At 68.8% G+C, this 11,819-nt stretch carries 10 protein-coding genes; 4 read left to right on the top strand and 6 right to left on the bottom strand.

The features are described 5' to 3' along the window. Nucleotides 1–60 precede the first annotated feature (60 nt). The 5 genes from IG194_RS04635 to IG194_RS04655 form a co-directional block, all read right to left on the bottom strand. Complete coding sequence (locus IG194_RS04635) at nucleotides 61–2,508, bottom strand: EAL domain-containing protein (RefSeq protein ID WP_412536058.1); 2,448 nt, start codon at nucleotides 2,506–2,508, stop codon at nucleotides 61–63. 599 nt (nucleotides 2,509–3,107) lie between these two features. After that, entirely contained in the window at nucleotides 3,108–3,710 is a 603-nt protein-coding gene (locus tag IG194_RS04640) for a DsbA family protein (RefSeq protein ID WP_176707183.1), read from the bottom strand. 39 nt (nucleotides 3,711–3,749) lie between these two features. After that, nucleotides 3,750–4,691, bottom strand: coding sequence for a rhodanese-related sulfurtransferase (locus IG194_RS04645; protein WP_009621578.1), 942 nt, complete (start codon nucleotides 4,689–4,691; stop codon nucleotides 3,750–3,752). Between the two features lie 110 nt (nucleotides 4,692–4,801). Next, nucleotides 4,802–5,110 (bottom strand): BolA family protein, encoded by a 309-nt coding sequence (locus tag IG194_RS04650; RefSeq protein ID WP_009621576.1) that lies wholly within the window; start codon nucleotides 5,108–5,110, stop codon nucleotides 4,802–4,804. Between the two features lie 13 nt (nucleotides 5,111–5,123). Next, on the bottom strand, nucleotides 5,124–5,669 hold the full coding sequence (locus tag IG194_RS04655; protein WP_141679803.1) for a DUF2059 domain-containing protein: 546 nt from the start codon (nucleotides 5,667–5,669) through the stop codon (nucleotides 5,124–5,126). Nucleotides 5,670–5,821: 152 nt separating this feature from the next. Between IG194_RS04655 and IG194_RS04660 the strand changes: the two genes are divergently transcribed. The 4 genes from IG194_RS04660 to aqpZ all read left to right on the top strand — a co-directional run bounded on the left by IG194_RS04660 (nucleotide 5,822) and on the right by aqpZ (nucleotide 9,781). Continuing rightward, entirely contained in the window at nucleotides 5,822–6,835 is a 1,014-nt protein-coding gene (locus IG194_RS04660) for a DUF2804 domain-containing protein (protein WP_082996342.1), read from the top strand. A 97-nt stretch (nucleotides 6,836–6,932) separates the two neighbouring features. Continuing rightward, a complete protein-coding gene (locus IG194_RS04665) occupies nucleotides 6,933–8,327 on the top strand; it encodes a class II fumarate hydratase (protein WP_009621570.1) in 1,395 nt (464 codons plus the stop codon). Beyond that, on the top strand, nucleotides 8,320–8,943 hold the full coding sequence (locus IG194_RS04670) for an NAD(P)H-dependent oxidoreductase (protein ID WP_058490634.1): 624 nt from the start codon (nucleotides 8,320–8,322) through the stop codon (nucleotides 8,941–8,943). The genes IG194_RS04665 and IG194_RS04670 overlap by 8 nt, the downstream gene beginning before the upstream one ends. 151 nt (nucleotides 8,944–9,094) lie before the next feature. Then, complete coding sequence (aqpZ, locus tag IG194_RS04675; RefSeq protein ID WP_058490636.1) at nucleotides 9,095–9,781, top strand: aquaporin Z; 687 nt, start codon at nucleotides 9,095–9,097, stop codon at nucleotides 9,779–9,781. A gap of 883 nt (nucleotides 9,782–10,664) precedes the next feature. On the opposite strand, the gene IG194_RS04680 is transcribed toward aqpZ, so the two are convergent. Beyond that, nucleotides 10,665–11,627: a DMT family transporter gene (locus IG194_RS04680; protein ID WP_058490638.1), complete on the bottom strand. Its 963-nt coding sequence runs from the start codon at nucleotides 11,625–11,627 to the stop codon at nucleotides 10,665–10,667. Nucleotides 11,628–11,819: the final 192 nt, after the last annotated feature.

Genomic DNA, 11,819 nt, shown 5'->3' on the forward strand with positions numbered 1-11,819 from the left:
TGGCCCATCCTTGTGCGTCGACGAAATCGACCGCCAGACTAGATGACGGGCCGCCGGCTGTCACCGTCCGGAGGTGGTGTCCGGCTCCACCAGGGCCGGCTCCGCCTGCCCGGAATAGTGACGGTTGAACGGCAGCGGGCGGCCCACGGCGTAACCCTGGGCATAATCGATACCGATTTCCCGCAGCGCCTCGAGGATTTCCTCCGACTCGACGAACTCCGCCACCGTGCGCTTGCCCATGACGTGGCCGATCTGGTTGATCACCTGGACCATGGCGCGGTCGATGGGGTCGTCGAGCATGTCCTTGATGAAGCTGCCATCGATCTTCAGGTAGTCCACCGGCAGGTGCTTGAGGTAGACGAAGGACGACATGCCGGCGCAGAAGTCGTCGAGGGAGAAGCGGTAGCCCATGGCCTTGAGTTCATGGATGAACTGGGTGGCGCTGACCAGGTTGGCGATGGCGCTGGTCTCGGTGACCTCGAAGCAGATGTTCTCCGGCGCCAGGCCGTAGGCCGGCTGCAGTTCGCGGAGCATCTGGATGAAGCTGGCGTCGCCGATGGTCGCCCCGGACAGGTTGATGGCGCAGGTGGCGATCGGCTCGCAGCCGGCCTCGCGGCGTTCGGCGAGGATCTCGAAGGCGCGGTTGGCCACCCAGCGGTCGATCAGCGGCATCAGGCCGTAGCGCTCGGCGGCCGGGATGAAGTCGTTGGGCGGCACCAGGCGGCCGTTCTCGTCCAGCACGCGCAGCAGCAGCTCGACGTGCAGGCCCTCCTCGGCCTGCGGGTCGACGGCGCGGATGCGCTGGGCGAACAGGCGGAAGCGGTCCTCGTCCAGGGCCTGGCGGATGCGCTGGACCCAGGCCATCTCGCCGAAGCGCATGGACAGCTCGCTGTCGTCCGGGCTGAACACCTGGGCGCGGTTGCGGCCCTTCTCCTTGGCCAGGTAGCAGGCCATGTCGGCGCAGCGCAGGGCCTCCTCCACCGACACCAGCATGGCCGTGACGTGCACCACGCCGATGCTGACGGTGATGTTGAAGGGCCGCCGGTCCCAGACGAAGTGCAGGTTCTCGACGCCCTGGCGGAGGTTCTCGGCGATCTGCTCGGCGACCTCCGGCGGGCAGTTCTCCAGCAGCACGCCGAACTCGTCGCCGCCCAGGCGCGCCAGGGTGTCGCCCTCGCGCAGGCAGCTTTCGAGGACGCTGCAGGCCTGGCGCAGCAACTCGTCGCCGGCGGCGTGCCCGCAGGTGTCGTTGACCAGCTTGAACTGGTCAAGGTCGAGGTACATCAGGCTGTGGCGGTCGTTGCGCTGCGCCGAGCGCTCCAGCGCCTGCTCCAGGCGGTACTCGAACTCGCGGCGGTTGCTCAGGCCGGTCAGGGAATCGTGGGTGGCCTGCCAGGACAGGCTTTCCATGTACTGCCGCTCGCGGGTCATGTCGTGCAGCACCAGCGCCGCGCCGACGATGCGCCCGCCGACGCGGATCGGCGTGCCCACCAGGGTCACCACCACGCCGCTGCCGTCCAGGCGCTGCAGCAGCTTGCTGATCTCGCTGCCGGCCTCCACCTCGCCGCGCAGTACCTGCCCGACCAGGGCCAGGTCCTCTTCCTCGGAGGTCTCGTCGAGCATGCGCAGCAGCGACTTCAGCGGCAGCCCCACGGCCATCTCGCTGTCCCAGCCAATCATGCGTTCGGCGGCCGGGTTGAGGTAGGCGATGTGGGCGTTCTCGTCGATGGTGATGACCGCGTCGCCGATCGCCGCCAGGGTCGTCTGGGCCTTCTCGCGCTCGCTGTCCAGCGCGCTCTGGAAGGCGCGCTGGGCCAGCAGCAGGTTGCGCGTGCGCCAGGCCGCCAGGAGGATCAGGGCCAGGCCGCTGACGATGTTGGCCGCCAGCAGCAGGCGCATCACCGAGCGCGAACCCTGGGCGAGCGCAGCGCTGAAGGCCATGGAGGCGGGGGTCACGCCTTCGTTGATGGCCTGGATGCGCTGGTCCCAGTAGCTGATGTCGCCGGGGCCGACCTGGCCGGTCTGGATGCGCTGGTGCATCTCTTCGGCGATGGCCTGGAGCTGGTCGAGGTAGCGGTCGCCCTCCTTCCAGTAGCGCACCGCCTCGTTGAAGTAGCTGAAGTCGTGGAAATAGCGGTAGAGGGTGATGATGGCGCCGACGTCGTCGGGATGGTTGCCGCCGGCGAGGATGCCTTTGCGCGCCAGTTCGTAGTCCGGCTGCGGGCTGTCCAGGGCGGTGCGCAGCAGGCGGTCGCCGAGGGGGATGGCGATGGCTTCCTGGTAGCGCCGGTAGTCGTCGGCGTCGCGCGTCTCGCCGTAGCGCTGCAGGTAGTGGATGGCGTCCTTCTGGCCCTTGGACCAGAGGCTCTCGCCGCCGACGTAGGCGCGCACTCCCGAAATCAGGTAAAGGCTGCCTACGCCAAGCAATCCCTGCAGCAGGACCACGGCGATGAACGGCCATACCAGCTTCCACAGCCGGGAGTCATGGCGAATACGGCTCTGCCCAATAGCACCCATGGATATTGTCGGATTCCTTTCGTGTCCTTACCGCTGCGGCAGCCCGCCGTAGCCGGACTGGAGCGCAACGGCCCCTCCTTACTCTTAGCGCATGGTAGCCATTCCACAAGGCGGGGGTACAGGGCCTGGGCCGAGGAAAATCTCAAAATTGTCCGACAATATGCCGCCGGCCGTCGCCTGCGCCGCTGCCAACCCCTGCGCCAGGGCCTCCGGTCAGCCGATGGGCGACAGTGGCGCACTTCGTCGGTGGTGGACGTGTCGGTGCCGCAGGGCAATTCCGTTCGCGAACGCGAAGCGCAGCGATGCGGATTCAGGGTGACGTCGAGCGATCAGGCCACGCCGGCCGCCGGGGAGCGCCGTTCGCGAGCAAGCTCGCTCCTACATCCGCCGGCAAACACCATGCCCGTAGGGTGGGTTGACACGAAGCGATACCCATCGCCATGGCGATGGGTTTCGCAAGCTCAACCCATCCTACGAAAAGCGCCTCGGCGCGGGCGGCAAGACAGTGGCGTCGGCATGACAGGAGGAACACCGACGTAGGATGGTGTTGAGCGAAGCGATGCCCATCACCACCAACAGCGAAACAGGAATCAGCCCTGGCGGCCGCGCTCCAGCCAGCGTTCGAGCATCGGCGCCAGCTCTTCCAGCGGCTGGTAGCCATTGGTCAGCAGGGCCAGCTGGCCGTTGCGCTCGGCCAGCAGGGTGGGGAAGCCGGCGATGCCCAGGTCGCGGGCCCAGGAGAAGTCGGCCTGGGTCGCCAGGTGGTTTTCCTGGCTGTCGAACAGCTCGGCGAACTCGATGCGCGGCAGGCCGACGCTTTCGGCCAGCTGCGCCAGGGTCGCGGCCTCGGTGACGTCGCGCCCCTCGACGTAGAAGGCCTGCTGGATGGCCTTGACCAGCGCCCAGGCGGCCTCCTTGTCCAGGCGCCGGGCGGCGACCACCGCGCGGCAGGCCGGCTCGGTGTCGTAGACGAAGCCTTCGGGCAGCGCGCCCTCGAAGCGGAACGGCTGACCGGTGGCCTGCTGCACCGCCTGCCAGTGCTCGAGGATGTAGCGCCGGGTGGTCGGCTCCAGCGCCGCGCCGTGGCCGGTGCGCAGCCCGCCCATGACCAGCGCCAGCGGTACGCCGGCGGCGCCCGCCTGCTCGATCAGCGCCTGGGCCACCGGGGCGAAACCCCAGCACCAGGAGCACATGGGATCCATCACGTAGAGCAGGCGGGCGTTGGCCAAGGATCAGTCCTCCAGGACGGCCTGCCGCGGGTCGCGGCCGATGGGGTGGGGCTGGTTGCGCAGCTTCGCCAGTTCGATCTGCTTCTGCCGCTCGCGGGCGCTGGCGCGGGTCTTCTCGCTCAGCGTGTCCCAGCAGTGCGGGCAGCTGATGCCCGGGGCGTAGTGCTCGCTGGCGCGGTCCAGGGCCGAGATCGGGTTGCGGCAGGCGTGGCACTGGTCGTAGTCGCCCTCGGTGAGGTCGTGGCGCACGGTCACCCGGTTGTCGAACACGAAGCAGTCGCCGCGCCACAGGCTCTGTTCCTCGGGCACTTCCTCCAGGTACTTGAGGATGCCGCCCTTGAGGTGGAAGACCTCTTCGAAGCCCTCGCCGAGCATGTAGCTGGAGGCCTTCTCGCAGCGGATGCCGCCGGTGCAGAACATGGCGACCTTCTTGTGTTTGGCCGGGTCGTAGTGGGCCTTGACGTATTCGGGGAACTCGCGGAACGACTTGGTCCTGGGATCGACGGCGCCTTCGAAGGTGCCGATGGCCACTTCGTAATCGTTGCGGGTGTCGATCAGCAGCACCTCGGGGTCGCTGATCAGCGCGTTCCAGTCCTGCGGCTCGACGTAGGTGCCGACGCGGCGGTTGGGATCGACGCCGGGCACGCCCAGGGTGACGATCTCTTTCTTCAGCTTGACCTTGGTGCGGTAGAACGGCTGCTCGTCGCAGTAGGATTCCTTGTGGTCGACGTCGGCCAGGCGCGGGTCCCGGCGCAGCCAGGCGAGCAACGCGTCGATGCTCTCGCGGGTGCCGGACACGGTGCCGTTGATGCCTTCCTCGGCAAGCAGCAGGGTGCCCTTGATGCCGTTGTCCAGCAGGGTCTGCAGCAGGGGTTCGCGCAGCGCGACGTAGTCCGGCAGGGAAACGAACTTGTACAGCGCCGCCACGACGATGGAGCGGGTCATGGGGTACATCCTCCAGTGGTCGCCCGCGTAAAGGGCGGACCGGGTCAGAAAAGACAACGCCGGCATCGGTTGCCGGCGTTGGCGCATTCTACCGCAACGACCGGGCAGCGTCAGTGGTCGTGCTTGCTGCCGCCGCGGCAGGTCGGCGAGTCGGGCGCGGCGCCCTGCCCGGCCCATTCCTCGGGGGTGTAGGTGTGCAGCGCGAGGGCGTGGAACTGGCCCATCAGCTCGCCGAGGGTGGCGTAGACCTTCTGGTGCCGCTTGACCGAATTCAGCCCGGCGAACACCGGGCTGACGATCACGGCCTTGTAGTGCGTTTCCTGGCCGCGGCTGTGCATGTGGCTCTCGTCCAGCACCTGCAGGTGCTGCGGTTCGAGGCCGGCTGCCAGGGCGGACTGGATACGTTCCTGCATGCTCATGTCGCTGTTTCCGTCACTTCTTCGCCGGGGCCTTCACGCCCAGTTCCTTGTCCATGTCGGCCAGCAGCTTGTTCACCGGGTCGACCGCGGTCTGCAGCTTGGCCTGGGTCAGCTGGGCGGACTGCGCGGTCAGGCGCGGCATCTTCTGCAGCACTTTCTGGCCCAGGGGCGAGGCGTAGAAGTCGTTCAGCTGCTTGAGCTCGGACTCGGTGAAGTTGTCCGAATAGAGCTTGACCAGCTCCGGCTTGATCTTCTCCCAGCCCACCGCGCGGTCCAGCTCGGCGTTGGCCTTGGCCTGGTAGCGGTCGAGCACCGCCTTCTTGCTGTCCGGCGCCTTCGCCTGGGCGAAGTGCTGGGCGAACATCTGCTGCACCTGGGCGTAGACCGGCACCGTGAGCTTGTCGGCGTGGACCTGCTTGAGGAATTTCTCGGCCTCGGCGGACGAATCGGCCAGGGCCATGGAGCTGAAACCAACGAGGAGTGCAGCGGTGCAAATCTTGCGAAGGGCGGTCATGGGCAGTCCTTGAGTCTGTCTGGTGTGTCCCTTGGGACCCGCCATTCTGCGCCTAAGTTCTGAAAGCCCTCAAGCGGGAGCCGAGCAACGGCGTTTATGCCAGCCCAGTGGCAGAAATGACTGAAAGTTGCTGCCTACCCTTGTTCTGCCAGCGGCGAATCGGCATGCTGGGTCAGATTGTCACATGGATGTGCTCGATGACCTCCCAGGCCCGCCTCACGCTGCCTCCTGCCCTACCGATGTTGTGCGATGCGCGAGGCCACCTGGACCCGGGCGCCATCGGCTGGTCGTCGCGGCCGCTGCTGGATTGCGCCCTGCCCGGCCAGCGCGGCCGGCGCAAGCGCTGGAACCACTGGTGCCTGATCAGCCCGGGCTGGATGCTCTCGCTGACCATCGCCGACCTCGACTACCTCGGCTACGGCGCCCTCTACTTCCTCGACCTGAACACCGGCAAGGCCTATTCCCGCACCCAGATCAGCCCGCTGGGCCTGTGCTGCGAGCTGCCCGACCACCCCAACCAGAGCCACGCCTTCCGCCACGAACGCCTCAACCTGGGCTTCGACGACCAGGGCGCGCGCCTGCGCATCCATGCCGACGCCGGCGACCTAGGCGGCCTGCCGCTGTCCCTGGCGCTGGACGTGCAGCGCCCGGCGCACCTGGACTCGGTCAACCTGGTGGTGCCCATGGGCGGCAACCACTTCCACGCCTGCAGCCGGCAGATGGGCCTGCCCTTCACCGGCGCCCTGCAACTGGGCGAGGAAACCTACCAGGCCCAGGCCGGGCAGAGCTTCGCCGCGCTGGACTTCGGCCGTGGCGTGTGGCCCTTCCGCAGCTTCTGGACGCGCGCCGCCTTCGCCGCGCCCGGCGGCATCGCCGGCAACTTCGGCTCGGGCTGGACCGACCGCAGCGAACACAAGGAAAACGCCCTGTGGTTCGGCGGCGAGCTGCAGCGCCTGCGCGGCGAGGTGGACATCCGCCAGGCGCCCAACGACCCGCTCGCCCCCTGGCGCCTGAGCACCGCCGACCAGCGCGTGGACCTCGCCTTCACCCCGCTCAAGCTGCACGAGGCCTCGCCGCGCCTGGGCCTGCTCTACGCCCACACCAGCCAGTGGTTCGGCCACTACGACGGCTTCCTGCGCAGCGCCGCCGGCGAGCAGGTGCCGGTCAAGCGCGCCCTGGGCTGGATAGGCGCCACCCACGCCCGCTGGTAGGCCCGCCGACAAGCCATAGGCGCCATTGACGCAGCGCGGAACCCGAAAGCCGGCACAAGGCCTAAACTCCCTCAGATCATTCCGGGAGGACGCCTTCATGAAACGGACCGAAACCGACAGCCTGGGCCCCATCGAGGTCGACGAGCAGGCCTACTGGGGCGCGCAGACGCAGCGCTCGCTGGAGAACTTCGCCATCGGCGGGCAGCGCATGCCGCTGGCCGTGGTCTACGGCCTGACGCTGGTCAAGAAGGCCGCCGCGCGCATCAACGTGCGCCTGGGCGAGCTACCGGCGGAGATCGGCCAGCTGATCGAGCAGGCCGCCGACGAAATCCTCGCCGGCCAGCACGACGACCAGTTCCCCCTGGTGGTCTGGCAGACCGGCAGCGGCACCCAGAGCAACATGAACGTCAACGAGGTGATCGCCGGCCGCGCCAACGAGCTGGCCGGCAACGCCCGCGGCGGCAAGGCGCCGGTGCACCCCAACGACCACGTCAACCGCGCGCAGAGTTCCAACGACAGCTTCCCCACCGCCATGCACCTGGCCGCCGCCCGGGCCGTGCACCAGGAGCTGCTGCCGGCCATCGCCGAGCTGGTCGGCGGCATAGCCGCGCAGTCGGCGCGCCACGCCGACCTGGTGAAGACCGGGCGCACCCACCTGATGGACGCCACGCCCATCACCTTCGGCCAGGAACTGTCGGCCTTCGTCGCCCAGCTCGACTACGCCGAGCGCGCCATCCGCGCCGCGCTGCCGGCGGTCTACGAGCTGGCCCAGGGCGGCACCGCGGTGGGCACCGGGCTGAACGCCCCGGCGGGCTTCGCCGAGGACATCGCCGCCGAGCTGGCCGGCCTCACCGGCCTGCCCTTCGTCTCGGCGCCGAACAAGTTCGCCGCCCTCGCCGGCCACGAGCCGCTGGTGACGCTCTCCGGCGCCCTGAAGACCCTCGCCGTGGCGCTGATGAAGATCGCCAACGACCTGCGCCTGCTCGGCTCCGGCCCGCGCGCCGGCATCGCCGAGGTGCGCCTGCCGGCCAACGAGCCGGGCAGCTCGATCATGCCCGGCAAGGTCAACCCGACGCAGTGCGAGGCGCTGTCGATGCTGGCCTGCCAGGTCATGGGCAACGACGCCGCCCTGACCTTCGCCGCAAGCCAGGGCCACCTGCAGTTGAACGTGTTCAAGCCGGTGATCATCCACAACCTGCTGGAGTCCATCCGCCTGCTGGCCGACGGTTGCCGCAACTTCAACAGCCACTGCATCGCCGGCCTGCAGCCGGACGCCGAGCGCATGGCCGAGCACCTGGAGCGCGGCCTGATGCTGGTCACCGCGCTGAACACCCACATCGGCTACGACAAGGCCGCGGAGATCGCCAAGAAGGCCTACAAGGAAGGCACCTCGCTGCGCGAGGCGGCGCTGGAGCTGGGCTACCTGACCGATGCGCAGTTCGACGAATGGGTCCGCCCGCAGGACATGCTGGAGGCCGGGCAGCATGGTTGAATCCGGCAAATCCGGCGCCACGCCCCTGGAGGGCGACGGCAAGCGCATCCTGGTGATCCTCGGCACGCCCAAGGCTGACGGCTTCTGCCACGCCCTGGCCGACGCCTACCAGCACGGCGCGCGCAGCCGGGACCACGTGGTGCGCCCCCTGAAACTCGGCGAACTGCGCTTCGACCCGGTGCTGCGCGGCGGCTACGAACGCAGCCAGGACCTGGAGCCGGACCTGCTCGAAGCCCAACGCCAGGTGCACTGGGCGCAGCACCTGGCGTTCGTCTACCCGATCTGGTGGGGCGGCCTGCCGGCGCTGCTGCAGGGCTTCTTCGACCGGGTGTTCCTGCCCGGCTTCGCCTTCCGCTACCGCACCCCGCAGGACCGCGAGTGGGAACCGCTGCTGGGCGGGCGCAGCGCCGACCTGCTGGTGACCCACGACCAGACGCACTGGCGCTACCGCCTGCGCCAGGGCGCCCCGGCGCACCGCCAGATGGTGCGCTGCATCCTCGGCCCGTGCGGCATCGCCACGCGCCACCTGGAAGAGTTCAGCCCCATGCGCGGCGCCAGCGAGGAACAGCGCCAGGCCTGGCTCAAGCGCGCCGACCAGTTGGGCACGCAGGTGTGAGCACCGGGCGGGCCGACGGCCCGCCCAGCATCCCATCTCCGGGAGCCGGGGCTTTTCCAGACGTTCCCTAAAGCCCCCTCCCGCCCTCCTCGCCTAGCATCCCGGCCCTTGCCGCCATTCCGGCGGCGCATTGCCTGTCTAGGGAGGAAACATGTTCCGCAAACTGGGAGCCGAACTCGTCGGCACGTTCTGGCTGGTCTTCGGCGGCTGCGGCAGCGCCGTGCTGGCCGCGCAATTCGGCAATGTCGGCATCGGCCTGCTCGGCGTGTCGCTGGCCTTCGGCCTGACCGTGGTGACCATGGCCTACGCCGTGGGGCCGATCTCCGGCGGCCACTTCAACCCGGCGGTGAGCCTGGGGCTGTGCGTCGGCGGACGCTTCCCCGCCCAGCACTTGCTGCCCTACGTGCTGGCCCAGGTGGCCGGCGGCCTGCTGGCCGGCGCCGCGCTCTACTGCATCGCCAGCGGCGCCGCCGGCTTCGACCCGCTGAAAGGCTTCGCCGCCAACGGCTACGCCGAGCACTCGCCGGGCGGCTACAGCCTGCAGGCAGTGCTGCTGTGCGAAGTGCTGATGAGCGCGGTCTTCCTGTTCATCATCATGGGCGCCACCGACCGCGACGCCCCCGCCGGCTTCGCGCCGCTGGCCATCGGCTTGGCCCTGGCGCTGATCCACCTGGTCAGCATCCCGGTCAGCAACACCTCGGTGAACCCGGCGCGCAGCCTGGGCGTAGCGCCCTTCACCGATCCCTGGGCGCTGCAGCAGCTGTGGGCATTCTGGGTCGCGCCGCTGGCCGGCGGGGTGCTCGGCGCCCTGGCCTGGCGGGTGATTCGCGGGCGTTGAGTGATTCGCGGATGGGGTCCGCTCGTTCAGGGGAATGACGTCGGCGCGCGGGCTTTCCCCTCACCCCAGCCCTCTCCCGGAGGGAGAGGGAGCTAGTCCGTGCCGAGAGGAGGCCTGGTTTCAGCCGGCAATCCCTGTGCCAGCCGGCTAACGCCGAAACACCAACGCACTCCGAACGGTCCCCTCTCCCGGAGGGAGAGGGTTAGGGTGAGGGGGCCTGCTCGCTCGATTCCGTTCCCCCACACGCTCCATGAAGCCATGCACTTGTAGAAGCGGGCCCTGCCCGCGATTCGCGCGCAGGGCGCGCTCCTACAGGGAATGACATCGGCGCTCGGGCTTTCCCCTCACCCCAGCCCTCTCCCGGAGGGAGAGGGGGCTGGCCCGTGCCGAGAGAAGGCCTGGCTTCAGCCGGCAATCCCTGTGCCAGCCGGCTAACGCCGAAGCACCAACGCACTCCGAACGGTCCCCTCTCCCTCCGGGAGAGGGTTAGGGTGAGGGGGCCGCAGGCCTGCTCGCTCGATTCCGTTCCCCCACACGCTCCATGAAGCCATGCACTTGTAGAAGCGGGCCCTGCCCGCGATTCGCGCGCAGGGCGCGCTCCTACAGGGAATGACATCGGCGCTCGGGCTTTCCCCTCACCCCAGCCCTCTCCCGGAGGGAGAGGGGGCTGGCCCGTGCCGAGAGAAGGCCTGGCTTCAGCCGGCAATCCCTGTGCCAGCCGGCTAACGCCGAAACACCCGCGCACGCCGAACGGTCCCCTCTCCCTTCAGGGAGAGGAGGGTGCCCTGATCCACGGCCCCGCCGATCGCCCTTCCCGCATTCACGATAACGTCCCCGCACCGGCTTCATCCGCGCCTATCATTCGCGAAATTAAAGGGATGGCTCAGGACGACAGTGCCGCCCTCGCCCGCCGCGCCCGGTAGCTGCGCAGCAGCGAAGGCGCCAGCGCGGTCAGCGCCGAACCGCACACCACCAGTAGCGCCCCCAGGTAGGCCAGGCCGTCGAGGCTTTCCGGCTGCAGGTGCCCGGGCCACAGGCTGGCCGCCACGGCCACGCTGGCGATGGTCACCAGGGGCGTCAGCGCCAGGGTCGCGCTGACCCGCGAGGCTTCCCAGTGGGCCAGGGCCTCGGCGAAGGCGCCGTAGGCCACCAGGGTGTTCAGGCAGCAGGCCAGCAGCAGCCAGGCCTGCACGCCATCGAGCAGCAGCGCCTGCTGCGGATGCGCCCAGGGGCTGAGCAGCAGCGCGCAGCCCAGGTAGATCACCATCATCACCTGCAGCGAGTTCCACTGCGTGAGCAACTGCTTCTGCGCCAGGCCGTAGAAGGTCCAGACGAAGGCCGCCAGCAGGACGATGAGCACGCCCAGGGTGTAATCGCCCAGCGAGCCGAACAGCTCCCCGAGACGCTGGTTGAAGAACAGCGCGAAGCCGCCCAGCAGCACCAGCAGGCCCAGCCCCTGGCCGAGGCTGAAGCTCTCCTTGAAGACGAACAGGCTGCCGAGCAGCAGCAGGATGGGCGCGATCTGGATCACCAGTTGGGTGGTGCCCGGGGTGAGCATGCGCAGGCCGACCAGGTAGAACACGTAGTTGCCGGTCAGCCCCAGCACCGCCAGCAGCACCAGGCCGCCGCCGCGCCGGCCCAGCGGGCGGAAGCGCGGCAGCTGGCCGCGCAGCGCCAGCCAGACGAACAGCACGCCACCGGCCACCACCAGGCGGTACCAGGTGACGGTGACCGGGTCCATCACCTTCAGGACTTCCTTCAGCTTGATCGGCAGGATGCCCCAGAGCACGGCGGTGACCAGGGAGAGGAACAGGCCGAATTGCCAGCGGCCGGAGGAAACGTGCATGGAGGACAGCCCTTCGCGTGTGCGGTCAGCCATGCTAAGCCAGCGCCGGTGGCGCTCGACAGGAACAGTTCGGCGATACAACTGTACCGGTCCGGCGGCACACCCGGGCGCAGGCGCTCGGAAGCGCTACTGGCGACCTGCGAAAATCCTCTTCCCAGCTGTACCTGTCGCATTCCCGGCGCAGCGTCCTAG

Source organism: Pseudomonas sp. ADPe (assembly GCF_014843515.1).
Classification (GTDB): domain Bacteria; phylum Pseudomonadota; class Gammaproteobacteria; order Pseudomonadales; family Pseudomonadaceae; genus Pseudomonas; species Pseudomonas citronellolis.

Excerpts from the sequence above, each read along its gene's own strand:
- IG194_RS04640 (WP_176707183.1), bottom strand. The coding sequence starts at position 3,710 with ATGTGCTCCTGGTGCTGGGGTTTCGCCCCGGTGGCCCAGGCGCTGATC.
- IG194_RS04645 (WP_009621578.1), bottom strand. The coding sequence starts at position 4,691 with ATGACCCGCTCCATCGTCGTGGCGGCGCTGTACAAGTTCGTTTCCCTG.
- IG194_RS04650 (WP_009621576.1), bottom strand. The coding sequence starts at position 5,110 with ATGAGCATGCAGGAACGTATCCAGTCCGCCCTGGCAGCCGGCCTCGAA.
- IG194_RS04655 (WP_141679803.1), bottom strand. The coding sequence starts at position 5,669 with ATGGCGGGTCCCAAGGGACACACCAGACAGACTCAAGGACTGCCCATG.
- IG194_RS04660 (WP_082996342.1), top strand. The coding sequence starts at position 5,822 with ATGACCTCCCAGGCCCGCCTCACGCTGCCTCCTGCCCTACCGATGTTG.
- IG194_RS04665 (WP_009621570.1), top strand. The coding sequence starts at position 6,933 with ATGAAACGGACCGAAACCGACAGCCTGGGCCCCATCGAGGTCGACGAG.
- IG194_RS04670 (WP_058490634.1), top strand. The coding sequence starts at position 8,320 with ATGGTTGAATCCGGCAAATCCGGCGCCACGCCCCTGGAGGGCGACGGC.
- aqpZ (WP_058490636.1), top strand. The coding sequence starts at position 9,095 with ATGTTCCGCAAACTGGGAGCCGAACTCGTCGGCACGTTCTGGCTGGTC.
- IG194_RS04680 (WP_058490638.1), bottom strand. The coding sequence starts at position 11,627 with ATGCACGTTTCCTCCGGCCGCTGGCAATTCGGCCTGTTCCTCTCCCTG.